This is a genomic window from Nocardia sp. NPDC049935, from assembly GCF_055586645.1.
The window spans coordinates 15,900-39,576 of record NZ_JBVJHV010000001.1; the positions used below are offsets into that span (position 1 = coordinate 15,900).

Here is a 23,677-nt window from a genome sequence, read left to right on the forward strand (position 1 = left end):
CCGCGGCGCCGGGGCCGCGGCGTTCACAGCAGATCGCTGACGTCGTCGGGCACATCCACCGCGTATTTGCGCAGGATCTCCATCGATATCACTTCCAGGGCATTCTCATGGGTCGCCGCCAGCACCACCGGCGCGGCGACACCGTCCTCGTGCGCGTGCAACCAGCGCACCGCCACCACACACCATCTGTCCCCGGGCTGCAGGCCGGGGAAATTGTTCTCCGGACGCGGTGTGCTCAGATCGTTGCCGATGGACGCCTGGTGTTCCAGGAACTCGGCTGTGACGACCGTGCACACGGTGTGGCTGCCCAGATCCTCCGGGCCGGTGCTGCAGCAGCCGTCCCGGTAGAACCCGGTCAGAGGATCGGTGCCGCACTCTTGTAGCGGACCCCCAAGCACGTTTCGATCGGTCACATCGCCGATCCTATTGTCCTGTCGCGAGAAGTTCCGCAGGACAAGAAATCTCATCGGCCGTGTTCCGGGCCCTGAGCTGGGAAAGCGCTGGATGCGTCCATTTGCTCCGGCCTCCCGCCGCGCGGGCCGGGCCGGGTCGCGGGCGGCCCGGTGGCCCTCTGCAAGGATGGTCGGCGTGAGTGCGCAAGCCTGGATTCTGATCGCAGTGATCGCTGCCGTACTGCTGGTCGCGCTCGTGGCCGGTTTCGTCCGGTACAAGCGCGGCCGCGTCTCGCTGGCGCCGCCGGCGGGGAAGGAGGAACTCACCGACCGCTCGGGTGGATATCAGGCGGCGGGTGGTTTCTCCTTCAGCCAGGGCGGCCGGGGAGCGACCGCGACCCCGGCGCCGCCGAGTCCCACTGAGCGGACCGATACCGAGGGTCAGCCCCATATCGGGGACGACGCGGCCGTCCCCCGGGACGCGCCGCGCCGCGGGATCACCGACGTCACACTGCCCGATACCGTGGATTCCGGCGCGGGCACCGCCCCCGCCGAACCGGATGCGGGCGGGTCCGCCGAGACCGCCGCGCCGCCGACTCCCGGGGAGTCGGACACCGCCGATACCGGAACCGCGCCCGGCGCCACCGCGGATACGGCCGAAACCGCCGCCGAATCGGCCGCGGCCTCCGAAGCCGCCACATCCGGCACGGGTACGGCGACCCCCGAAACGCCGGCTCCGGAAACGAAGGCGCCGGCGGCGGAACCCACGGAGGCGGACACCTCCGGCGCCACGGTGATCGCTCCCGACACCGCGGCCGACGCCCATCTGGTGCCCGAGGTCGAGGAGATCGAACCCACCTCCGGCCGGCTGACCCGGTTGCGCGGGCGGCTCTCGCGGTCCCAGAACGCCGTCGGTAAGAGCCTGCTGGGCCTGCTGGGCGGCGGCGATCTGGACGAGGACTCCTGGGAAGAGGTCGAGGACACCCTGGTCCTGGCCGATATCGGCACGGCGGTCACCACGGTGATCGTGGAGCGGCTGCGCGAGGAGATGGCCGCGCGCAGCGTGCGCACCGCCGACCAGGCCCGGGCCGTACTGCGCGATGTGCTCATCGAATCGCTGCGACCGGATCTGGATCGTTCGGTGCGGGCGCTGCCGCACGCCGATCACCCGTCCATCCTGCTGGTGGTCGGGGTCAACGGCACCGGGAAGACCACCACCACCGGCAAGCTCGCGCGGGTGCTGGTGGCCGACGGCCGCCGGGTGCTGCTCGGCGCCGCCGATACCTTCCGCGCCGCCGCGGCCGACCAGTTGCAGACCTGGGGGGAGCGGGTCGGCGCGGAGACCGTGCGCGGGCGTGAGGGCGCCGATCCGGCCGCGGTGGCCTTCGACGCGGTGTCCACCGGTATCGACACCGGGGTCGATGTGGTCCTGGTCGACACCGCCGGCCGCCTGCACACCAAGACCGGGCTCATGGACGAACTGGGCAAGGTCAAACGGGTGGTGGAGAAGAAGGCCTCGGTGGACGAGGTGCTGCTGGTGCTGGACGCCACGGTCGGGCAGAACGGTCTCATGCAGGCCCGGATCTTCGCCGAAGTGGTGGATATCACAGGCGTCGTGCTGACCAAGCTGGACGGAACGGCCAAGGGCGGCATCGTCTTTCAGATCCAGCACGAGCTCGGGGTCCCGGTCAAACTGGTCGGGCTCGGTGAGGGCGCCGACGATCTGGCCCCCTTCGAACCGTCGGCGTTCGTGGACGCGCTGCTCGGCTGAGCCGGGGCCGGCCCGGTCGGTTTCGGGGGGTCTCCCCGTACCGACCGGGCGCCATTTCGGGAGGAAGCAACATACCCGAAACATTTCGGCGCGATCGATTCACCTAGGTGAAACACCAGAGCGTCACGGATGAAACACCGAATGAGCACCCTTCAGTAGCGGGCCCAACGTTGTGCGAACGGCGGGCCAGAAGATGAGGGAGGAAACTGGTGGAAACCGTGATCGGCGCGCCCAATGCCGGCGACACCGCATGGATACTGACGAGCGCGGCGCTCGTCCTGCTGATGACACCCGGCCTGGCGTTCTTCTACGGCGGTATGGTCCGGGGCAAGAACGTGCTCAACATGATCATGATGAGCATCAGCGCGATGGCCGTGGTCACTGTGCTCTGGGTGCTGTACGGCTTTTCGGTCGCATTCGGTACCGACAAAGGCGGCCTGCTCGGTGACCCCGGGCAGTTCTTCGGCCTCAAGACCCTGATCGCCGGATTCGGAGACGAATCCGCCGGCGTACCGCTGATCGGGAACATCCCGGCGACCGTGTTCGTCGCCTTCCAGGCGATGTTCGCGATCATCACCGTCGCCCTGATCTCCGGCGCGGTGGCCGACCGCCTGAAGTTCACCTCCTGGCTGGTGTTCTCCGGTATCTGGGCCACCGTGGTGTACTTCCCGGTCGCGCACTGGGTCTGGGGCGGCGGCTGGATCATGGAGAAGGTCGAGGCCATCGACTTCGCCGGTGGTACCGCCGTCCACATCAACTCCGGTGCCGCGGCGCTCGCGCTGGCCATCGTGGTGGGTAAGCGCGCGGGCTGGCCGAAAACCCCGTTCCGCCCGCACAACCTGCCGTTCGTGATGCTGGGCGCCGCGCTGCTGTGGTTCGGCTGGTTCGGGTTCAACGCCGGTTCCGCGGCGGCCGCCGACGGTGTCGCCGGCGCCGCCTTCATCACCACCCTGGTCGCCACCGCCGCCGCGATGATCGCCTGGCTGGTGGTGGAGAAGATCCGTGACGGCAAGCCGACCTCGCTGGGCGCCGCCTCGGGTATCGTCGCCGGTCTGGTCGCCATCACGCCCTCCTGTTCCTCGGTGAACGTGCTCGGCGCGCTGGCCATCGGCGCCATCGCCGGTGCGGTCTGCGCCCTGGCGGTGAGCCTGAAGTTCAAGTTCGGCTACGACGACTCGCTCGATGTCGTGGGTATCCACATGGTCGGCGGTATTCTCGGCACGGTGCTGATCGGCCTGTTCGCCGCTCCCGAGGCGCCGGCCGCCGCGAAGGGCCTGTTCTACGGCGGTGACCTCGAACTGCTGGGCCGGCAGACCCTCGGCGCGGTCGCGGTGATGCTGTACTCCTTCGTGATCGCCCTGGTGATCGCGTACGCGATCAAGTTCACCATCGGCCTGCGTGCCGACGCCGAAGCGGAGTCCACCGGGATGGACGATTCCGAACACGCGGAAACCGCATACGATTTCGCTGCACTGGGTGGAACCGCACGTTCGGCCGGCAAGGAGGCATGAACCCCATGAAACTGATCACCGCAATCGTCAAACCGTTCACGCTCGAGGACGTCAAAACCGGTCTGGAACAGGCGGGCGTCTTCGGGATGACCGTGAGCGAGGTGCAGGGTTACGGACGGCAGAAGGGCCACACCGAGGTGTACCGCGGTGCGGAGTACTCGGTCGATTTCGTCCCGAAGGTGCGGGTCGAGGTCGTGGTCGACGACAGTTCGGCCGACCGGGTCGTCGATCTGATCGTGGAAGCGTCGCGGACCGGCAAGATCGGAGACGGCAAGGTCTGGGTGACTCCGGTCGAGACCATCGTCCGGGTCCGCACCGGCGAGCGCGGGACCGACGCGCTATAGAACAGCGTCGCGTTGTCGCGACGGCGGGTGTAAACGACGACAGCGGCCCCGCTCCCACCGGACACCGGTCGGGGCGGGGTCGCCTGTGTGAACGGGTGGTGGTTTCGTTGGGTGAGATCCGGCAGGAACGGGAGCCCGAGGGGGCGCGGGGCGGGCCTGGTAAGGCGGCCGCTCTGTCACAGGGCGCGGCCGATCTGGTGCGGGCCCGGGATCAATTGCTCGGCGGCGGGCAGCCCCGCCATCCGCGGCTGGACGCGGAGTCCCTGCGCGAGGCGCTGGTCGACCTGTACGAGCTGTGGCTGACCGGGAAGGGCACCGAGGTCGGTATCACTCCGGACAGTGGGCTGGCGATCATGGCCGTGGGCGGTCTGGGCCGGCGCGAGATGCTGCCCTATTCCGATCTGGATCTGGTCCTGCTGCACGAGGACATGGACCCGAAGAAAGTCGCCGAGATCGCCGACCGGCTCTGGTATCCGCTGTGGGACGCGCATATCAAACTCGACCACAGTGTGCGCACCGTGCCGCAGGCGCTGAAGGTGGCCTCCGACGATCTGGTCGCCGCGCTCGGCATGCTCGACGCCCGACATATCGTGGGCAATCCCGAACTCAGCGAGCGGATCATCGCCGGTATCCGCAAGGACTGGCGCAGCGGGATCCGCGGCCGGTTCGACGAACTCGTCACCGGGGTGCGGGCCCGGTGGGAACGCAGCGGTGAGGTGGCCCATCGCAGTGAGCCCGATCTGAAGAGCGGTCGCGGCGGTCTGCGCGATATCCAGCTGCTGGACGCGCTCGCCATCGCTCAGCTCACCGACGCCATGCCCGGGTTGGGGCCGGACGCGCCGGGCGGCGGTCTGGCCCAGGCACATCGCAAACTGCTCGATGTCCGCACCGAACTGCACCGGGTGGCGGGCCGGGCCCGGGATCAGCTGCGCGCCCAGGACGCCGACGAGATCGGCGCGGCCCTGCGGATCGGCGATCGGTTCGATCTGGCCCGCACGCTCAGCGACGCCGCCCGCACGGTCGTGTACTCGGTGGATGTCGGGATGCGCACCGCGGGCAACGCGCTACCGCGGCGCGGGCTCGCGCGGCTGCGCCGGATGCCGGTGCGGCGGCCCCTGGACGAAGGCGTGGTCGAACACGGCGGCGAGGTCGTACTGGCCCGGGACGCCCGGCCGCAACGTGATCCGGGCCTGATCCTGCGGGTGGCGGCGGCCTCGGCCCAGACCGGTCTGCCGATGTCGGCGACCACGCTGAACCGATTGTCCGAGGACGCCCCGGAACTGCGCGAACCGTGGCCCAAGGACGCGTTGAACGATCTGCTGGTCCTGCTCGGGTCCGGACGCGGTGTCATCGACGCCGTCGAGGCATTGGACCGGACCGGACTGTGGGGCCGGCTGCTACCCGAATGGGGTGCGGTCCGTGACCTTCCGCCCCGCGACGCCGTGCACGTCTGGACGGTGGACCGCCATTCGGTGGAGACCGTCGCCTACGCGAGCGCGCTGAGCACCCGGGTGGCGCGGCCGGATCTGCTGGCCCTCGGGGCGCTGCTGCACGATATCGGCAAGGGCCGCGTCGAGGACCACTGTGCGGTCGGCGCCGAACTCGCCACCCAGATCGGCCGCCGGATGGGGTTGTGGCCGTCGGACGTGGAGATTCTCAGCGCGATGGTGCGCCATCACCTGTTGCTCCCCGATGTCGCCACCCACCGCGATATCGACGATCCCGCCACCGTCCAGTACGTCGCCGACGCCCTGGACAACGACCCGCGTCGCCTCGAACTGCTGCACGCGCTGGCCGAAGCGGATTCGCTGGCGACCGGTCCGGGGGTGTGGGGCGAGTGGAAGGCGACGCTGATCGGCGAACTGGTGCGCCGCTGCCGGACCGTGATGGCCGGTGAGGAGTTGCCCGAGCCCGAACCCATCCCGGACGATTTGCTGGCCCGGGCCGCGGCGGGCGGGGTGCACGTCGAATTGGCCCCCGGCGACGGCAAATACACCCATATCGCCACTGTTATCGCCCCGGATACTCCGGGTTTGCTGTCGAATACCGCCGGAGTGCTGGCCCTGCATTCGCTGCGGGTGCTCTCGGCGTCGGTGGGCGGCGCCGGGGAGTCGGCGGTCAACACCTTCGTCGTCACCCCGACCTTCGGCGGGCCGCCGGATGCCGGACTGCTGCGGCAGGAACTGAAACGGGCCATCGCCGGTGACCTCGACGTCCGGGCGGCGCTGGCCGCCAAAGAACGCGAAACCCTGGGCGCCGCCCGCTACGCGCAGGCCGAACCCCGGCTCATCTGGGCGGAAACCGGCGTTGCGGGACAGGTGATCCTGCAGTTGCGGGCCGAGGACCGGATCGGGCTGCTGTGCCGGCTGGCCGCCGTGCTGGCCGGGGCGGGCGCGGATGTCCGCTGGGCGAAGGTGGTCACCATGGGGTCGTTCGTGGTGGACGTCTTCTCCCTCGACCTGGGCGAAGAGGCCGGCCCGCGGCGGCGCGCGGAACTGGAATCCGCGCTGTTGCAGGAGGTGCCGCGACCCGCGCCGCGTAAACCCCCGGAGGCGGAAAAGGACCGGTGACCGACGCGAAGGTCACCGTTACGCGTCGATTGCCCACCGTTTGCCGTGAGGTCGGGAGCGGCGGGCGATCCGGGCCCTAACATTCCGGAGGTCAGCTGTCGCGCTCACGAGGGGAGCAGGTCGGTGGCAATCCAGGTAGTGACTTCGTCGATCATGACAAGCGATATGACCCCGCATATCGCCCGATGCGTGGGCGACGCCTACTGGGTGGTGACCTGGTTGCCCGGGCGCACGCTCACCGAACCCCAGGCGATGGCCGCCATGAACGTGGCCGCCGCCGTCGCCTCCAACGGGCTCCCACCGGACGACGACTGGTCGCGCCTGGATTCCCTGGCCCGCCAGCTCGGCCTCACCGGCCGGGAGGCGGCCTACCTGGTGGCCGTCGAACAACACGACTACCAAAGAGGCTTCTCCGCTACTTGAGTGCGTACTCCCAGCGGAAGCGGTGGACCGTCCACGGCACCTGGTACGGGACCGTTACCCTGGGACGTGACGTCCCTCGAGATCAGGAGCCTGCCAGGTGTTCGAATCCCTATCAGACCGGTTGACCGGTGCCCTGAAGGATCTTCGCGGTAAGGGTCGCCTGTCGCCGGCGGATATCGACGCCACCTGCCGGGAGATCCGCCTGGCGCTGCTGGAGGCCGATGTCGCGTTGCCGGTGGTGCGCGGGTTCATCGCCAGTATCAAGGAGCGGGCCAAGGGGTCGGAGGTCTCCGCCGCGCTCAATCCGGCGCAGCAGGTCGTCAAGATCGTCAACGAGGAACTCGTGGGGATCCTCGGCGGCGAGACGCGGCGGCTGACGCTGGCCAAGACCCCGCCGACGGTGATCATGCTCGCCGGTCTGCAGGGCGCCGGTAAGACCACACTGGCCGGAAAGCTCGCCAAATGGCTGCGTGACCAGGGTCATCAGCCACTGCTGGTGGCCTGCGACCTGCAGCGTCCCGGCGCGGTGACCCAGCTCCAGGTGGTCGGCGAGCGGGCCGGTGTCCCGGTGTTCGCGCCGCATCCGGGCACCTCGATCGGCGGGGGCGAGAACGCGCTCGGGATCACCGCGGCCGATCCGGTGGCGGTGGCGGAATCCGGTATCGCCGAGGCCCGGGCCAAACAGTACGACGTGGTGATCGTGGATACCGCGGGCCGGCTCGGTATCGACGCCGAGTTGATGGCGCAGGCCGCCGGAATCCGCGACGCGGTGAAACCCGACGAGACGCTGTTCGTGCTCGACGCCATGATCGGCCAGGACGCGGTGTCCACCGCCGAGGCGTTCCGCGACGGTGTCGGCTTCACCGGTGTCGTGCTCACCAAACTCGACGGCGACGCCCGCGGTGGCGCCGCGCTCAGCGTGCGCAACGTCACCGGCGCGCCGATCATGTTCGCCTCCACCGGTGAGAAGCTCGAGGATTTCGACGTCTTCCATCCCGACCGGATGGCGAGCCGGATCCTCGGTATGGGCGATGTCCTCACCCTGATCGAGCAGGCCGAACAGGTCTACGACGCGCAGCAGGCCGAGGAGGCCGCGCGCAAGATCGGCAGCGGTGAGCTCACCCTCGAGGACTTCCTGGACCAGATGCTGGCCATCCGCAAGATGGGCCCCATCGGAAACCTGCTCGGGATGCTGCCCGGTGCCGGGCAGATGAAGGATGTGCTGGCCCAGGTCGACGATAAACAGCTCGACCGGGTGCAGGCCATCATCCGCGGTATGACCCCCGCCGAGCGGGAGAACCCGAAGATCATCAACGCCTCCCGCCGCCTGCGTATCGCCAACGGCTCGGGGGTGCAGGTCTCCGATGTGAACCAGCTGGTCGACCGGTTCTTCGAGGCCCGCAAGATGATGGCCGCGATGGGCCGGCAGATGGGGATGCCCGGCGGCAACCGGCGCAGCAAGAACCGCAAGGGCGGAAAGAAGGGCAAGAAGGGCGGGCGCGGGCCCACCCAGCCGAAGATGCGCGGCGGATTCCCCGGAATGCCGGGCCTGCCCGCCGCCGGCAGCGGCGGCGGAATGCCGGACCTGTCCGGTATGCCGCCCGGCCTGGATCAGCTGCCCCCGGGACTGGAGAACTTCGATATCTCCAAGTTCAAGTTCCCGGACAAGTAACCGCCGGAGGCGGTACCGGCGCCCACGATCCGCGGGAGCCGGTACCGGCACGGTCAGCGGTTGCGACGCCGTGTGATCAGCACGACCGTGACCACGGCGGCGACCAGGACCACCGCGAGAATTCCCACCGCGACCCCGGCGACCGTCCAGATGCCGTCGGCGGGGCCCTCCGGCCCCTCGCCGGTATCTCCCGCCGCGACCGACTTCGAATCCCCGCCGAAGGTCGCGTCGCCGGGGGAGTTGTCCGCGTACCGGGGCCCGGGCTCCGGCGTCCCGGCGATATCCAGCTCCACCTCGATCGGTACCGGCGCGACCTCGTCGGTCGGGCTCAGTTTGACCGCGATGTAGTACCAGCCCGCCACGGCCTGGCCCGCCACCCCGGTGTCCGAGGCCTCGCGGTTGAGATACCGGACCGGGGCGGTCGAGATCGCCGGATCGTGGGTTGGCAGTGTCTGTTCGCTGCCGGTGTAGGCCATGGTGTCGGAATCGAGCTCGGCCCGGTACGGGTTGTAGAGCGCGGTGGCGATATTCGAGGTGAACTCACTGCCCCGCTGCGGGGTCCCGGCGAACCGGACGCGGTAGGCCAGACTCTGTCCCCAGTCGAGTTTCACCCGGTAGAAAACGAATTCGCCGCGTTGCAGGGTATCGCTGTAGCGGCCGGTCCCGGGCAGCTCCGCCGCCATATTGAACGATCCGCCGCCCACGACCGGCGCCGTGGCGCCCTGGGGTGCGGTGAACTCCGCGGGCGCGGGCGCGGCGGCCGGGCCGGGGTCGGTGACCGCGGGTTCGACTCCCACCGACAGCTCCACCGGCAACTGCGCCGGCGCGTTATCGGAGGCCTCACCCCACTCCAGCGCGAAGTAGTAGCGTCCGCCACCCTCGCACCCCGCGGCGCCCGAACCGCCGGAGGCCGGTTCGGCCGCGCCCTTCCAGATACTGCCCACGGTCAGCGCCACCCCGTCGCCGGACCGGGTGGCCAGTTCCTTGTCCTCGTGGTGGCAGTCCTGCCCGTCGGCGCCGTAGACCCGGAGATCGAGCCGGTCGACCGAGCTGACGGAATCCTTGCCGCGCGGGAACGAGACGGTCCCGGTGAAATACGCGGTCGCGCCCTCGGGCACGTCCACGGCGTAGTACCGCGGCTGCTTGCGGCCCAGCACATCCAGATACTGCCCGGGTTCGGCGACCGGTGCGTCCCGGTACTCCGGGGAACCGGTGAGCGGGATCCCCGCCGCGGCGTAGGTCCGTAGGGCGGCGGCACTGACCCGGGGCAGGACCTGTTCGAGTGTTTTTCCGTCGGCGGCGTCGGTGTAGGTGCCGCCGGTGGTCTGGGCGATGCAGGTCAGTTGTGCTCGGGAGGGGTCGTCGACGCCGAAGCCGATCGCGTGTACGACGATGTCGGCGCCCTGGGCGCTCAGTTCGCGGGCGACGTCGCAGGGGTCGGGTGGCGCGCAGGTGTCGAGGCCGTCGGAGACGAGCACGATCGAGCGCGGGCCTTCCTGCGGGAGTGCCGCGGCGGCGGTGCGCAAGGAGGTGCCGATGGGGGTGTACCCGCTGGGCGCTATCGAGTCCGCGGCGGCGGTCAGTCCGGGCTTGTCGATCGGGCCGGCGGGGTGCAGGACCTTCACGTCCCGGCAGCCGGCGGCTTTCTCCGCGTCGGAGTTACCGGTGGCGGTGCCGTAGGCGGTGAGGCCGACTCTCGAGGTGTCCGGTGCGGCGGCGACGAACGACCTGACGGCGTTCTTGGCCGCGTCCATCTTGGTGCCGCCGCCGGGGTCGGGGGCGAGCATCGAGCCCGACGCATCCAGTACCAGCATGGTCGGGGCGTACTCGATTCCCTGCTGCGGCGCCGGCTGTGCCACCGCGGGCGCGGCGGCCGGCATGAGGCCGATCACCGCCACCGCGACGGCCGCCAGGGTCCGGATCGAAAAAGACACGCGGTGGGTTCCCCTTCGTTGCATTGTTTCCACTCGAATCGGATGTGGCCGGGCGGGCGCGTCACCGCCGAGGCGGGACTCGCTCAGCGTCGCCCACGCCGGTGGGTGAGCAGGACGACCGAGGTCACGACAACGAGGGCGGCGACGAGTGCGCCGGCGGCTCCCCACACCAGTGGCGAGATCCCGCTGCCCGATCCCTCGGCGTCCGGGGCGGCCTCGCTCGCGGCGACCGGTTCGGCGTTCTCGCCGAAGGTCCCCGTGCTGTCGGTGTCGTCCCGATATCGCGGCCCCGGTTCCGGCTCCCCGACGACGGAGATCTCCAGTTGGACCGGAACCGGCGGCGCGACTCCCTCGTTGTTCGGGCCGACCTTGACGGCGATGTAGTAGTAACCGGCTACCGCCTGCTCCGCGATGCGGCTGTCGTCGGCTTCCCTGTTCAGATACCGGATCGGCGCGGTCGCCAGCGCGGGGTCGTTGGAGGGAAGGACGATCTCGGGTCCGGAGTAGGAGGTGAAGTCGTCGTCCAGTTCCTTGCGGCTCGGCGCGTACAGGGTGGTCGTGATGTTGGACAGGGTGGCCAGGCCCTGTCCCGGCGTCGCCCCGAAGCGCACCCGATAGGCCAGGCCCTGACCCCAATCGAGTTTCACCCGGTAGAAGACGAATTCGCCGCGCTGCAGGGTATCGCTGTAGCGGCCGGATCCCGGTAGCGTCGCGGCGATATTGAACGAACCCCCGCCCACCACGGGTGTCGCCACACCGGTGGGTTCGGTGAAGGTCACCGGGGTCGGTTCGGCCGCGGGGCCGGGTTCGGCCACGGCCGGTTCGATACCGACCGCCAGTTCGGCCGGAAGCCGGTTCGGGGCGCCGTCGGCGATATGCGCCCACTCCAGGGTGAAGTAGTAGCGCCCGCCGCCCACGCATGCGTCGTGGGTGGCGACACCGTTCGCGGTACCGGCCGCGCCCTCGAATCGTGAGGCCACGGTCAGCGCCACGCCGTCGGTCGAGCGGGTCGCGAGTTCGTTCTCGTAGACGAAGCAGTCCTGACCGTCGCGGCCGTATACGCGCAGATCGAGTCGGTTGTTCGCGGTTGCGGCGTCGTCACCGCCGCGTGGGAACGAGACGGTGCCACTGAAGTAGGCCGCGGCGCCGTCGGGGATATCCACGGCGTAGTAGCGCGCTTTCTTCTGGTCGAGGACGTCGAGGTACTGGCCCGGCTCCGTGATCGGGGCATCCCGGTACTCCGATGTCCCGGCGATCGGGGTACCGATCGCGGCGTAGGTGCGTAACGCGGTGGCGGTCACCCGGGGCAGCACGCGTTCGAGTGTCCTGCCGTCGGCCGCATCGGTGTAGGTGCCGCCGGTGGTGTGGGCGATGCAGGTCAGCTGGGCCCGGGAGGCGTCGTCGACGCCGAACCCGATGGCATGTACGACGATCTCGGCGCCCTGGGCGCTCAACTCGCGGGCGACGTCGCACGGATCCGGCGGCGCGCAGGTATCGAGCCCGTCGGAGACCAGCACGATCGAGCGCGGGCCTTCCTGCGGCAGCGCGGCGGCGGCGGTGCGTAGTGAGGTGCCGATAGGGGTGTAGCCGCTGGGGGTGATGGAGTCGGCGGCGGCGGTGAGTGCGGGTTTGTCGATGGTGTCGACGGGGTGCAGGATTCTCACGTCCTGGCAGCCGGCGGCCTTCTCGGCGTCGGTGTTGCCGGTGGCGGTGCCATAGGCGGTGAGCCCTACTTCCGAGGCGTCCGGTGCCGCGGCGACGAAGGATCTGACGGCGTTCTTGGCGGCGTCCATTTTGGTGCCGCCGGTGGGGTCGGGTGCGAGCATCGACCCCGACGCGTCCAGCACCAGCATCGTCGGGGCGTACCGGGTGGTCTGCGATTCGGGAGACTGCTGGGCGAGCGCCGGGACGGACACCGGGACCAGGCCGATAACCCCCGCCGCGACCGTGGCCAGGGCCCGTTGGAAAAATGACACGTCCTCGGTACTCCCGTTCAACTCCGTCGCATCGTGTTCAACGCAACCTGTCGGACGCTACGCAGGCCGCGCAGCCGGTGCCAACCGCAGCGGTTCCCGTCGGCGGGACGCGGCACCGTTGTCTCCGGGATCGCCGCCCCGGAGGCCGCGCCCTGCGGGAGGTGATTTCCGAGGTGAGCGGACCATCTGGCAGAATGATCGACCGTCCTTCCGGACAGTGCAGCCCGTCTCCGGTCACGTACCGCGCGGCGGTCACACACTTCATTCGCAAAACCGGGCTCGCGATACCGCGTGAGTCGCTGAATTGCGCCGTGACCACTATGAAAGGCAGATCAGCAGCATGGCTGTTCGCATCAAGCTCACCCGTATGGGCAAGATCCGCAACCCGCAGTACCGCGTCGTCGTCGCGGACGCCCGCACCCGTCGTGACGGCCGGGCCATCGAGTCCATCGGCAAGTACCACCCCAAGGAAGAGCCCTCGCTGATCGAGATCGACTCGGAGCGGGCGCAGTACTGGCTGGGTGTGGGCGCGCAGCCGACCGAACCGGTGCAGCGTCTCCTGGAGATCACCGGCGACTGGCAGAAGTTCAAGGGCCTGCCGGGCACCGAGGGCACCCTGAAGGTCGCCGAGCCCAAGCCGTCCAAGCTGGATCTCTTCAACGCCGCGCTGGCCGCCGCCGACAACGAGCCGGTCGCCGAGGCCGTGACCCCGAAGAAGAAGGCCAAGAAGGACAAGGAAGAGGACGCCGCCGAGGCGACCGAATCCGCCGAGGCCGCCGAGTAATGAGCGTCGTCGTCGCCGATGCCGTGGAGCACCTGGTCCGCGGTATCGTCGCCAATCCGGATGATGTCCGCGTCGAGCTGATCACCGGCCGCCGCGGACGTACCGTCGAGGTGCATGTTCACCCCGACGATCTCGGTAAGGTCATCGGCCGCGGCGGTCGTACCGCGACCGCGCTGCGGACCCTCGTCGCCGGAATCGGCGGCCGGGGTATCCGGGTCGACGTGGTCGATACCGATCAGTAGATGGAACTCGTGGTGGGCCGGGTCGCCAGATCGCACGGTGTGCGCGGTGAACTGGTCGTCGAGGTCCGCACCGACGAACCCGAGGCGCGTTTCGCGCCGGGGGTGACACTGCGGGCCCGCGCACCGCGCGGCAAGGAAGTCCGTGACTTCACCGTGGAGTCGGCCCGGGAACACTCGGGCCGGCTCCTGGTGCATCTGGCCGGTGTCACCGACCGCACCGCCGCGGACGCCCTGCGTGGCGCGTTGTTCCTGGTGGACAGTGCCGAGCTGGGTCCGTCGCAGGATCCGGACGAGTTCTACGATCACGAACTCGAGGGCCTGAACGTGACCCTCACCGACGGTACAGCGGTCGGCACGGTCACCGAGGTCCTGCATTCGGCCGCCGGGGAACTGCTCTCGGTCCGGGCCGCCGCGGACGGCCGCGAGATCCTGATCCCGTTCGTCACCGCCATCGTCCCGACCGTATCGCTGGCCGAACGGCTGATCGTCATCGATCCGCCCGTTGGACTACTCGATCCCGAATGAGGCGGTCGGCGTCATGAGAATCGACGTGGTCACCATCTTCCCGGAGTACCTGGACCCGCTGCGTACCGCGCTGCTGGGCAAGGCCGTCGAGAAGGGCGTGCTCTCGGTCGATGTGCACGATCTGCGCCGCTGGACCCACGATGTGCACAAATCCGTCGACGATTCCCCGTACGGTGGCGGGCCGGGCATGGTGATGAAACCCACCGTCTGGGGCGACGCCCTCGACGAGGTGTGCCCGGACGACGCGCTGCTCGTGGTTCCGACTCCGGCCGGGGTGCCGTTCACCCAGGCCACGGCCCGGCGCTGGGCCGGGGAGCGGCATCTGGTGTTCGCCTGCGGACGCTACGAGGGAATCGACCAGCGGGTGTTCGACGACGCGGCGCGGCGGGTGCGGGTCGAGGAGGTCAGTATCGGCGACTATGTCCTCATCGGTGGCGAGGCGGCGGTGCTGGTGATGACCGAGGCCGTGGTCCGGCTGATCCCCGGTGTGCTCGGCAATCAGCTGTCCCACGAACAGGATTCCTTCTCCGACGGCCTGCTGGAGGGCCCGAGCTACACCCGTCCGGTGAGCTGGCGTGGACTGGATGTCCCACCGATCCTGCTCTCCGGCGACCACGCCAAGGTCGACACCTGGCGTCGCGAACAATCCCTCATCCGGACCCGCGAACGCCGGCCGGATCTGGTGCCGGACAACGACTGACGCCGTCGGCTCAGGGGATCAGGCCCAGCCGCCGGGCGGCGACCACGGCCTCGTGCCGGGAGCGGACGCCGAGTTTGTGCATGGCGCTGCGCAGGTAGCTCTTCACGGTCTCGGCGCCGACGGAAAGCCGTTGCGCGGCCTGCTGATTGGAACAGCCCAGCGCGATCTGCAGCAGGACATCGGTTTCCCGGCGGGACAGGCGCGGTGCGCCGGACGCCGGCTCGCCGGTCAGTGCCCGGGTCAATCTCTCACCGACCGCACGCAGTTCGTCGCGCAGTGCCCCGGCGGGCGAGGACTCCGTGAGCGCTCGCAGATCGGCCTGAACGGCCCGTAACTCCTCGGTGGTCGCGCCGTCGGCCGCGGGCCGCGGGACAGCCGCCTCCATCAGGCGCAACCGCCGGTCGACCTCGTCGCGAACCGTGATCTCGGTGGCCAGGCGCCGGCCCGCGAGCAGCAGTGCGTCGGCCGCCAGATCGCCGATCGGTCCGACTCCGCGACTGGCCGCGTACAGCACCGCCCGGGCCCGGCCCGCGACCACCACCGGTACGGCCACCACCGACCGGATCCCCTCGCCGAGCACCGGGCCGTCGTAGTGATGGGTTATCGACATCGCGCTGCGGTAATCGGCGACAGAGGCCGGGCGGCGGCTCTCGAGCACCTGCCCGCCCAATCCGGACGCGCGGGTCACCGACAGTCCGCGCAAACCGGGGGTGCGCACCCCGGAGAACTCCGTGAGCCGGAGGGTGTCGGCGCGTACCTCGCCGCCGAAGAGCACCGGAACGCCGATGGTCCCGGCCAGGCGCCGGATCTCGGCGCGCAGGGCGTCGCCGTCGCGGGGACGCAGCAGGGGGGTCGCGCTCAACGTTTCACCCCTTTTCGGGGGTAGTGCCGGATCGAGTGTGACCTACATCCTATGGCAACACCGGATGCCGACGATCGAGGAGATATGAGATGGGCGCCCACCCGAACCTGCGAGTGCGCGAACTGCTGGACTCCTACGACCACGCCGACGCCTGCGCCGCCCATCTGCTCTGCGATCGGCATCCGCCCGGCGCCGTAGCGTTCACAGTGATCGACGACGATCTGTCGGCCGTCGATCTCACCTACGGTGAGCTGCGCGAACGTTCGGAGCGATGCGCTGCCGCACTGGCCGCGCTCGGGGTGCGACCGGGCGACCGGGTGGCCACACTGATGGCGAAATCCGCGGATCTGGTGGTGGTGCTGCTGGGTCTGTGGCGCTGCGGCGCGGTGCACGTTCCGCTGTTCACGGCGTTCGCGCCGCCCGCGATCTCCTTCCGGCTCCGGGCGAGCGATACCGCGGTCGTCGTCACCGATCCGGATCAGGCCGCGAAACTGGCACCGGGAGGTGATATCCCCGCCGAGCCGCCCTGGCAGACCATCGTCGCCGGCGCTACCGACCTACCCGGGGCCCTGCGCCTCGACGACCTGCTCGCCGACGCCGGCGCCGCCGCGCCGCCCGCCATCGTCGGCGGGGACGGACTGCTGGTCCAGCTGTTCACCAGTGGCACCACCGGGACCCCGAAGGGCGTGCCGATCCCGGTGCGCGCCCTGGCGGCGTTCCACGCCTACCAGGAGTTCGCGCTCGATGTGCGGCCCGGCGATGTGTTCTGGAATGCCGCGGACCCGGGCTGGGCCTACGGCCTCTACTACGCCGTCCTGGGGCCGCTGGCGTCCGGAACCCGCAGCCTGCTGCTGCACGCGGGCTTCTCACCGGAGCTCACCTGGCGAGCTCTGGAGCGTTTCGGGGTCACCAACTTCGCCGCCGCGCCGACCGTCTACCGGGCGCTACGTGCCGCGGGACCGGCGGGCGCGCCGATCCGGCTGCGCCGGGCCTCGTCCGCGGGAGAACCGCTGACGCCGGAAGTGGTCGCCTGGTCGGCCGACGCGCTCGGGGTGGCGGTCCGCGATCACTACGGCCAGACCGAACACGGCATGGTCATCTGCAATGCCTGGCACGACGATCTCGATATCGAGGCGCCGGCCGGTTCGATGGGCCGGGCGCTGCCCGGGTGGGAGTGCACGGTGCTCGCCGACGACGCCGATACCGAGGCGCCGGCGGGACAACTCGGCCGTCTCGCCATCGATACCGAGCACAGCGCGCTGCTCTGGTTCCTCGGCTATCTGGACGCACCCGAACGCTCCGCCTCGCGCTACACCGCGGACGGCCGCTGGTATCTGACCGGCGACGCCGGGTACCGCGACCCGGAGGGTTTCTTCCACTTCTCCGCCCGTGACGACGATGTGGTCATCATGGCCGGATACCGGATCGGGCCGTTCGAGGTCGAGAGCGTGCTCGTCCTGCACGACGCGGTGGCCGAGGCCGCGGTCGTCGGTATGCCCGACGAACTGCGCGGCGAGGTACTGGAGGCGTTCGTGGTGCTGCGCGGGGACACCGCGGGTACCGAGGCGCTCGAATCGGAACTGCAGACGCTGGTGAAGAAGAAGTTCGCCGCGCACGCCTACCCGCGGCGCGTGCATTTCGTCGCCGAACTGCCCAAGACCCCCAGCGGCAAGGTGCAGCGATACCTGCTGCGGCAGCAGGGACGGGCCACCGCGGTATGAGGGTGATCGCCGCGGTGTCACGGTCGCTCACGTGATCGCCGCGGCGTACTGGGCCCCGACCCGCTGTCACCCGGCGGCGGTAGGGTGCGGGTCGTGACGACAGCGCCAGAGACCTCGGGTCCCGACACAACCCACACCGACTCGGCCCCGGCCCCCGGTACCGCCCCGGCGGTATCCGCCACCGTGAGTCGCCGGATCGCCGACGAATTGGCGGTGCGGGAGAACCAGGTCCGGGCCGCCGTCGAACTGCTCGACGCCGGGTCCACGGTGCCGTTCATCGCGCGCTACCGCAAAGAGGTCACCGGCGGTCTGGACGACGCGCAGCTGCGGACCCTCGAGGAACGCATGCACTATCTGCGCGAACTCGACGAACGCCGCGCCACCATCATCGAATCCATCCGCGGCCAGGGCAAACTCGACGACGCCCTGCACAATCAGCTGCTGCTCGCCGAAACCAAGGCGCGGCTCGAGGACATCTACCTGCCCTACAAACCCAAGCGCCGCACCAAGGCCCAGATCGCGCGGGAGGCCGGTCACGAACCCGTCGCCGACGCCCTGCTCGGTGATCCGGGCACCGATCCGGCCGGGTATTCCGCCGAACAGCTCGACGGAGCGCGGGCCATCCTGGTCGAGAAGTTCGCCGAGGACGCCGATCTGGTGGGTGAACTGCGCGAACTCATGTGGAGCCGGGGCCAGGTCACCGCCGCGGTGCGTGCCGGTAAAGAGGAGGCGGGAGCGAAGTTCGCCGACTACTTCGATTTCGCCGAGGAATTCGCCGGCCTGCCCTCACACCGCATCCTCGCGCTGCTGCGCGGTGAGAAGGAAGAGGTGCTGAGCCTGCAGCTCGATCCCGAACCCGCCGATTCCGAACTCGCCCCGGGCGAACGCAGTGTCTACGAGGCGCGGATCGCCCAGCGGTTCGAGATCGCGGATCGGGGCCGCGCGGCCGACGGCTGGCTGCTCGACACCGTGCGCTGGGCGTGGCGCACCAAATTGCAGGTCAGCCTCGGGATCGATACCCGGATGCGGTTGCGGCAGGCGGCCGAACGCGATGCGGTGGACGTATTCGCGGCCAACCTGCGGGATCTGCTGCTGGCCGCGCCCGCGGGTACCCGCGCCACCATGGGTCTGGACCCGGGCTACCGCACCGGTGTGAAGGTCGCGGTGGTCGACGGCACCGGAAAAGTGGTGGCCACCGAGGTGATCTATCCGCACAAACCACAGAATCAGACCGAGAAATCTGTGGCGGTGCTCGCGGCCCTGGTCGAGCGGTTCGGTGTCGAACTCGTCGCCATCGGCAACGGCACCGCGTCCCGGGAGACCGACGCGCTCGCCGCGCAACTGATCGACCGGATCCCGGAGAACAAGCCGACCAAGATCGTGGTGTCCGAGGCGGGCGCCTCGGTGTATTCCGCCTCGGCCTACGCCTCGCAGGAACTGCCCGAGCTGGATGTCTCGCTGCGCGGGGCGGTCTCCATCGCCCGGCGCCTGCAGGATCCGCTCGCCGAACTGGTGAAGATCGAACCGAAATCCATCGGTGTGGGGCAGTACCAGCACGATGTCTCCGAAACGCTGCTGGCCCGCTCCCTGGGCGCGGTGGTGGAGGACGCCGTGAACGCGGTCGGCGTCGATGTGAACACCGCGTCGGTTCCGCTGCTGTCCCGGGTCTCGGGGATCACCGGTTCGGTCGCGGAGAGCATCGTGGCCCATCGCGACGGCAACGGGCCGTTCCGCAGCCGTACCGCGCTGCTGGATGTCCCGCGGCTGGGACCGAAGGCCTTCGAACAGTGCGCGGGCTTCCTGCGGATCCGTGAGGGCGACGACCCGCTGGACACCTCGGCGGTGCACCCGGAGGCCTATCCCGTGGTGCGCCGGATCCTGGACTCCACCGGTGGCGGTATCGCCGAGATCATCGGCAACGGCACCGTATTGCGAGCCCTGCGGCCCGCGGATTTCACCGACGACACCTTCGGTGTCCCGACGGTGACCGATATCATCAGCGAACTGGAGAAACCCGGCCGGGACCCGCGCCCGGAATTCAAGACCGCCGAATTCGCCGCCGGTATCGAGAAGGTCGCCGATCTGCAGCCGGGGATGGTGCTCGAGGGCGTGGTCACCAATGTCGCGGCGTTCGGCGCCTTCGTCGACGTGGGCGTCCACCAGGACGGTCTGGTCCACGTGTCGGCGATGTCGAAGAATTTCGTGCGTGATCCCCGCGAAGTGGTCAAATCCGGCGACGTGGTCAAGGTGAAGGTGCTCGAGGTCGATATCGCGCGCCAGCGCATCGGATTGTCGCTGCGCCTCGACGACGAGCCCGGCGCCGGAAAGCCCGAGCGCGGCCCCGGCGACCGCGGGCGCGGGCAGGGTGGTTCCGACGGCGGCCGGGGCGGTGACCGCGGCAGGCCGGGCCAGGGCCGGGGCGCGAAGGGCCGCGGTGGCCAGGGCCGGGGCGGTCAGGGCGCCGGTGGCCAGGCCGGCGGTGGCCAGGCCGGCGGTGGCCAGGGCAACAGCGGTCAGGGCAACGGCGGCGCGCGCGGCGGAGGCCAGTCGCGCAATCGCGGTCAGGGACGTGACGGACGGCGGGATAATGCACCTGTGAACGGCGCCATGGCCGACGCGCTGCGCCGGGCGGGATTCGGTAAATAGCGGCTGCGATCCGAAGGGGGGCCGGGAAATGCGGGAGTGGTTGTCCGAGGACGTGATCGCCGCGGGCCGGCTCCCTCTGCTGTGCTTCCTGTTCGGGTTCATCATCGGATTCCTGGTGATCCGGGTCAGCGTCCGGCTGATCCGGGCCCAGGTGCGCTGGTGGCCGGGAAACCTGAAATCCGGCGGCGTCCATATCCACCACATGGTGTTCGGCGTAATCCTGGTCCTGATCTCCGGTATCGGGATGATCGCCGACGGCGGTGACAGCGGTACCGCGGTCGCCTCCGGGCTGGCGGCCGCGTTCGGGGTGGGTGCCGCGCTCGTGCTCGACGAGTTCGCGCTGCTGTACTACCTGCGCGATGTGTACTGGGAGAAACAGGGCCGCACCTCGGTGGACGCGGTTTTCGTCGCGCTCGCGGTGACCGGCCTGCTGCTGCTCGGATTCCATCCGCTGTGGCTGCTGGAGATCAACGGGCTGCGCGATCAGCCCGGCGCCTGGGTCCGGGTGGTGGTCGTGGTGTTCGCCCTGGTGAACCTCGCGCTGGCCGCCGTGGTCATCGCCAAGGGCAAGATCTGGACCGGGCTGTTCGGCATGTTCTTCCTGCCGCTGCTGGTGGTCGGGGCCTTGCGGTTGAGCCGTCCGGGGGCGCCCTGGGCGCGCTGGCGTTACGGTCCGAGCAGGCGGCGGCTGATGTACCGCGCGATCGTGCGCGAACGCCGCTACCGCCGTCCGGTCATCCGGGCCAAGATCTTCGTGCAGGATCTGATCGCCGGAAAACCGGATGTCGAGCATGTACGGTCGGCGGCGGAAGAGGAACTGGCCCGCCGGGTGGTACCCGCGCCGCCCGCCCCGGCCCGGCACCACCCGCTGCTGCACGAATTGCATCTGCACCTGTGGTCGCACGACGAGGCCGCCGATACGGCGCCGGCCACCGAGAACGCGGGCGAACGGACGGGGCCGGTTTCCGGAAGCGAGCGCTGATCTGGCACAATGCTCGGGTTGCCCTGGGCATGTATCAGGCCCCGGCGCATCCCACATTCGGAGCACGAACCGGTCGAGCGGTAGCGCCGCCAGGTTCCTCTGTTCGCGCGACCATCAGAAGGATGATCATGAACACCCTTGATTTCGTCGACGAGAGCTCGCTGCGCAGCGATGTACCCGACTTCCGGCCGGGCGACACCCTCAATGTGCACGTGAAGGTCATCGAGGGCTCCAAGGAACGTATCCAGGTCTTCAAGGGCGTCGTCATCCGGCGCCAGGGCGGCGGCATCCGCGAGACCTTCACCGTCCGCAAGGTGTCCTTCGGTGTCGGTGTCGAGCGCACCTTCCCCGTGCACAGCCCCACCATCGATCACATCGATGTGGTGACCCGTGGCGACGTCCGCCGCGCGAAGCTGTACTACCTGCGGGAGCTGCGGGGCAAGGCCGCCAAGATCAAAGAAAAGCGCTGACCTGCTCTTCCCCGCCACGGTTCGCGTGCCACGATGCACGGCGATGACCTCGGCGAATTGCACTTGTAGCCCGGTGCCGCGTATCCGTTGCGGCGCCGGGCTACGCTGTTCGCGTGGCAGACGATAGGTGGTCGGTGTCGGGGTCCGAATCGGCGGACAGGCAGCCGGGGAGACGTCGGGCGCGACGGCCCGTCAAAGCGAAGAAGCAGCGGCCGTTCTGGCAGGAGCTGCCCATTCTGCTCGTCATCGCGGCCATCATCGCGGCCCTCATGGTCACCTTCGTCGGGCGGCCCTACGTGATCCCCTCCCAATCGATGGAACCCACTCTGCACGGCTGCGCCGGCTGCACCGGTGACCGCATCTACGTGCAGAAGGTGAGCTACTACTGGAGCGATCCGAAACCCGGCGACGTGGTGGTCTTCGTCGGCCCGCCGTCGTGGAACGGCCACTACCGCTCGATCCGCTCGGACAATCCGGTGGTGCGCGGGGTACAGAATTTCTTCTCGTATTTCGGTCTCGTCCCCCCCGATGAGAACGACCTGGTGAAACGCGTGATCGCGGTGGGCGGGCAAACGGTCGAATGCTGCGACGACCAGGGCCGGGTCATGGTCGACGGGGAACCGCTCAACGAGCCGTATGTCGAGGACGACTACCCGTGGATGCCGGGCCAGCAGAACGCCTCCTATCCCGTGGGCCGGGTCTTCGGACCGGTGACCGTGCCCGAGGGCAATCTGTGGGTGATGGGCGACAACCGCAACGAATCCGCCGATTCGCGGGCCCACGTCGGGGACGAACTGCAGGGCACCGTGCCGGTGGCCAACGTCCGCGGCAAAGCGGTGTTCAAGATCTGGCCGCCGGGCCGGATCGGGCCGATCGACGGAGTGGATCCGCAGGAGAAGTGAGCCGGGGGCGCATCGAGTGGGTACGAATGTGCGAACGAAACCGATACGGGACGGGAACTGGCCGCCGCGGGTGGTGATGCGCCGCGCGGGTGGTCTGCGCACGCTGGAGTCGGCGCTGCATCGCAGCGGGCTCGGGCCGGTCGCCGGGGTGGACGAGGCGGGTCGCGGACCCAGCGCCGGACCACTGGTGGTCGCCGCGTGCGTGCTCGGGTCGAAGGCCCACAATTCGCTGGCCGGACTCGACGACTCCAAGAAACTGGCCGAGGCCACCCGTGAGGCGCTCTATCCGGTGATCACCCGGCTGGCCGTGGCCTGGTCGGTGGTGGTGGTCCCGGCGGCGGAGATCGACGCCATCGGTATTCACGTGGCCAATATCGAGGGTATGCGGCGCGCCGTCGCCGGACTCGGCCTCGCGCCGGGTTATGTGCTCACCGACGGTTTCCGGGTGCCCGGACTGCCGGTGCCCTCGCTACCGGTGATCGGCGGGGACGCGAGCGCGGCGTGTATCGCGGCGGCGAGCGTCCTGGCCAAGGTCACCCGGGACCGGATGATGGTCGAGCTCGATCGGCGGCGGCCCGGATACGGGTTCGCCGAGCACAAGGGTTACAACACACCACGGCACGAGGAGGCGCTGCGCCGGCTCGGGCCGTGCCCGGAACACCGCCGGTCCTGGCGCAATGTCCGGGAGTGCGCCGTCGCGGCGCCGACGGCCGCGCAACTGCTGGCGGAGGTCACCGCCGGATCGGGCGGCGCGGCCTGACGGGTCCGGACCGGCGGCCCGCCGGTGTGGTGACCGGCCGCGGCGCAGCCCACGGTGACACGCCCGGGCGGTATGAGCGATGATGTCAACACACGCAAGGTGGCGAGAAGGAGGACGTTCCACCCGATGAGCGCCGAGGACCTCGAGAAGTACGAAACCGAGATGGAGCTCTCCCTCTACCGGGAGTACAAGGACATCGTCGGTCAGTTCTCGTATGTGGTGGAAACCGAACGTCGCTTCTATCTGGCCAATTCGGTGGAACTGCGGCCGCAGAACGCCGACGGCGAGGTCTACTTCGAAGTCCGGATGAGTGATGCCTGGGTCTGGGATATGTACCGGCCGGCGCGCTTCGTGAAGCATGTCCGGGTGATCACCTTCAAGGACGTCAATATCGAGGAGCTGGAGAAGCCCGATCTCCGCCTGCCCGAATAGGCGTCCCGCCGGAGCCGTTGTCCACAGGGCCCGGGTTATCCACAGGGTTGTCGTTTCC

21 protein-coding genes are annotated in these 23,677 nt (G+C 69.4%); 17 read left to right on the forward strand and 4 right to left on the reverse strand.

Features of this window, described 5'->3' with window-relative positions:
- Positions 1-23: 23 nt before the first annotated feature.
- A complete protein-coding gene (locus tag ACZ6SF_RS00095) occupies positions 24-413 on the reverse strand; it encodes a DUF2237 family protein (protein WP_280401323.1) in 390 nt (129 codons plus the stop codon).
- 166 nt (positions 414-579) lie between these two features.
- On the opposite strand from ACZ6SF_RS00095, the gene ftsY reads away from it, so the two are divergent.
- The 6 genes from ftsY to ffh all read left to right on the forward strand — a co-directional run bounded on the left by ftsY (position 580) and on the right by ffh (position 8,683).
- Positions 580-2,163: a signal recognition particle-docking protein FtsY gene (ftsY, locus tag ACZ6SF_RS00100; protein WP_466059280.1), complete on the forward strand. Its 1,584-nt coding sequence runs from the start codon at positions 580-582 to the stop codon at positions 2,161-2,163.
- Between the two features lie 221 nt (positions 2,164-2,384).
- Positions 2,385-3,674, forward strand: a complete 1,290-nt coding sequence (locus tag ACZ6SF_RS00105; RefSeq protein WP_466061280.1) for an ammonium transporter — start codon at positions 2,385-2,387, stop codon at positions 3,672-3,674.
- Positions 3,675-3,679: 5 nt separating this feature from the next.
- Positions 3,680-4,018 (forward strand): P-II family nitrogen regulator, encoded by a 339-nt coding sequence (locus ACZ6SF_RS00110; RefSeq protein WP_357423477.1) that lies wholly within the window; start codon positions 3,680-3,682, stop codon positions 4,016-4,018.
- Between the two features lie 116 nt (positions 4,019-4,134).
- Positions 4,135-6,588, forward strand: a complete 2,454-nt coding sequence (locus tag ACZ6SF_RS00115; protein WP_466061281.1) for a [protein-PII] uridylyltransferase — start codon at positions 4,135-4,137, stop codon at positions 6,586-6,588.
- Between the two features lie 123 nt (positions 6,589-6,711).
- Complete coding sequence (locus tag ACZ6SF_RS00120; RefSeq protein ID WP_466059282.1) at positions 6,712-7,011, forward strand: hypothetical protein; 300 nt, start codon at positions 6,712-6,714, stop codon at positions 7,009-7,011.
- 97 nt (positions 7,012-7,108) lie between these two features.
- Positions 7,109-8,683 carry a signal recognition particle protein gene (ffh, locus tag ACZ6SF_RS00125; protein WP_466059284.1) on the forward strand — a complete coding sequence of 525 codons (1,575 nt, stop codon included), beginning with the start codon at positions 7,109-7,111 and terminating at the stop codon, positions 8,681-8,683.
- 53 nt (positions 8,684-8,736) lie between these two features.
- Here the strand turns inward: ffh and ACZ6SF_RS00130 are convergent, their stop codons facing one another.
- Both ACZ6SF_RS00130 and ACZ6SF_RS00135 read right to left on the reverse strand, forming a co-directional pair.
- Positions 8,737-10,617, reverse strand: a complete 1,881-nt coding sequence (locus ACZ6SF_RS00130) for a vWA domain-containing protein (RefSeq protein WP_466059286.1) — start codon at positions 10,615-10,617, stop codon at positions 8,737-8,739.
- A gap of 83 nt (positions 10,618-10,700) precedes the next feature.
- Entirely contained in the window at positions 10,701-12,593 is a 1,893-nt protein-coding gene (locus ACZ6SF_RS00135; RefSeq protein WP_466059287.1) for a vWA domain-containing protein, read from the reverse strand.
- A gap of 340 nt (positions 12,594-12,933) precedes the next feature.
- On the opposite strand from ACZ6SF_RS00135, the gene rpsP reads away from it, so the two are divergent.
- The 4 genes from rpsP to trmD are packed head-to-tail and all read left to right on the forward strand — an operon-like array spanning position 12,934 to position 14,844.
- The gene (gene rpsP / locus ACZ6SF_RS00140) at positions 12,934-13,377 is read left to right on the forward strand and encodes a 30S ribosomal protein S16 (protein ID WP_357980826.1); all 444 of its coding nucleotides are present in this window, start codon (positions 12,934-12,936) and stop codon (positions 13,375-13,377) included.
- On the forward strand, positions 13,377-13,619 hold the full coding sequence (locus tag ACZ6SF_RS00145) for an RNA-binding protein (protein ID WP_030521790.1): 243 nt from the start codon (positions 13,377-13,379) through the stop codon (positions 13,617-13,619). Before rpsP ends, ACZ6SF_RS00145 begins: the two co-directional genes overlap by 1 nt.
- Positions 13,620-14,144, forward strand: a complete 525-nt coding sequence (gene rimM, locus ACZ6SF_RS00150; protein WP_466059289.1) for a ribosome maturation factor RimM — start codon at positions 13,620-13,622, stop codon at positions 14,142-14,144.
- 13 nt (positions 14,145-14,157) lie between these two features.
- Positions 14,158-14,844, forward strand: a complete 687-nt coding sequence (gene trmD / locus ACZ6SF_RS00155) for a tRNA (guanosine(37)-N1)-methyltransferase TrmD (RefSeq protein WP_466059291.1) — start codon at positions 14,158-14,160, stop codon at positions 14,842-14,844.
- Positions 14,845-14,854: 10 nt separating this feature from the next.
- On the opposite strand, the gene ACZ6SF_RS00160 is transcribed toward trmD, so the two are convergent.
- Positions 14,855-15,706, reverse strand: coding sequence for a helix-turn-helix transcriptional regulator (locus ACZ6SF_RS00160; protein WP_466059293.1), 852 nt, complete (start codon positions 15,704-15,706; stop codon positions 14,855-14,857).
- An 89-nt stretch (positions 15,707-15,795) separates the two neighbouring features.
- On the opposite strand from ACZ6SF_RS00160, the gene ACZ6SF_RS00165 reads away from it, so the two are divergent.
- The 7 genes from ACZ6SF_RS00165 (at position 15,796) to ACZ6SF_RS00195 (ending at position 23,619) form a co-directional block, all read left to right on the forward strand.
- Entirely contained in the window at positions 15,796-17,427 is a 1,632-nt protein-coding gene (locus tag ACZ6SF_RS00165) for an AMP-binding protein (protein WP_466059295.1), read from the forward strand.
- A gap of 183 nt (positions 17,428-17,610) precedes the next feature.
- Entirely contained in the window at positions 17,611-20,073 is a 2,463-nt protein-coding gene (locus ACZ6SF_RS00170) for a Tex family protein (RefSeq protein ID WP_466061282.1), read from the forward strand.
- A gap of 28 nt (positions 20,074-20,101) precedes the next feature.
- Positions 20,102-21,055, forward strand: coding sequence for a hypothetical protein (locus ACZ6SF_RS00175; protein WP_466059297.1), 954 nt, complete (start codon positions 20,102-20,104; stop codon positions 21,053-21,055).
- 128 nt (positions 21,056-21,183) lie between these two features.
- Positions 21,184-21,525: a 50S ribosomal protein L19 gene (gene rplS, locus ACZ6SF_RS00180; RefSeq protein ID WP_030521783.1), complete on the forward strand. Its 342-nt coding sequence runs from the start codon at positions 21,184-21,186 to the stop codon at positions 21,523-21,525.
- 113 nt (positions 21,526-21,638) lie between these two features.
- On the forward strand, positions 21,639-22,427 hold the full coding sequence (gene lepB, locus ACZ6SF_RS00185; RefSeq protein ID WP_466059298.1) for a signal peptidase I: 789 nt from the start codon (positions 21,639-21,641) through the stop codon (positions 22,425-22,427).
- Between the two features lie 76 nt (positions 22,428-22,503).
- Positions 22,504-23,187, forward strand: coding sequence for a ribonuclease HII (locus ACZ6SF_RS00190; RefSeq protein WP_466061283.1), 684 nt, complete (start codon positions 22,504-22,506; stop codon positions 23,185-23,187).
- Between the two features lie 126 nt (positions 23,188-23,313).
- Positions 23,314-23,619: a DUF2469 domain-containing protein gene (locus tag ACZ6SF_RS00195; RefSeq protein WP_011210678.1), complete on the forward strand. Its 306-nt coding sequence runs from the start codon at positions 23,314-23,316 to the stop codon at positions 23,617-23,619.
- The last annotated feature ends 58 nt before the right edge of the window (positions 23,620-23,677 follow it).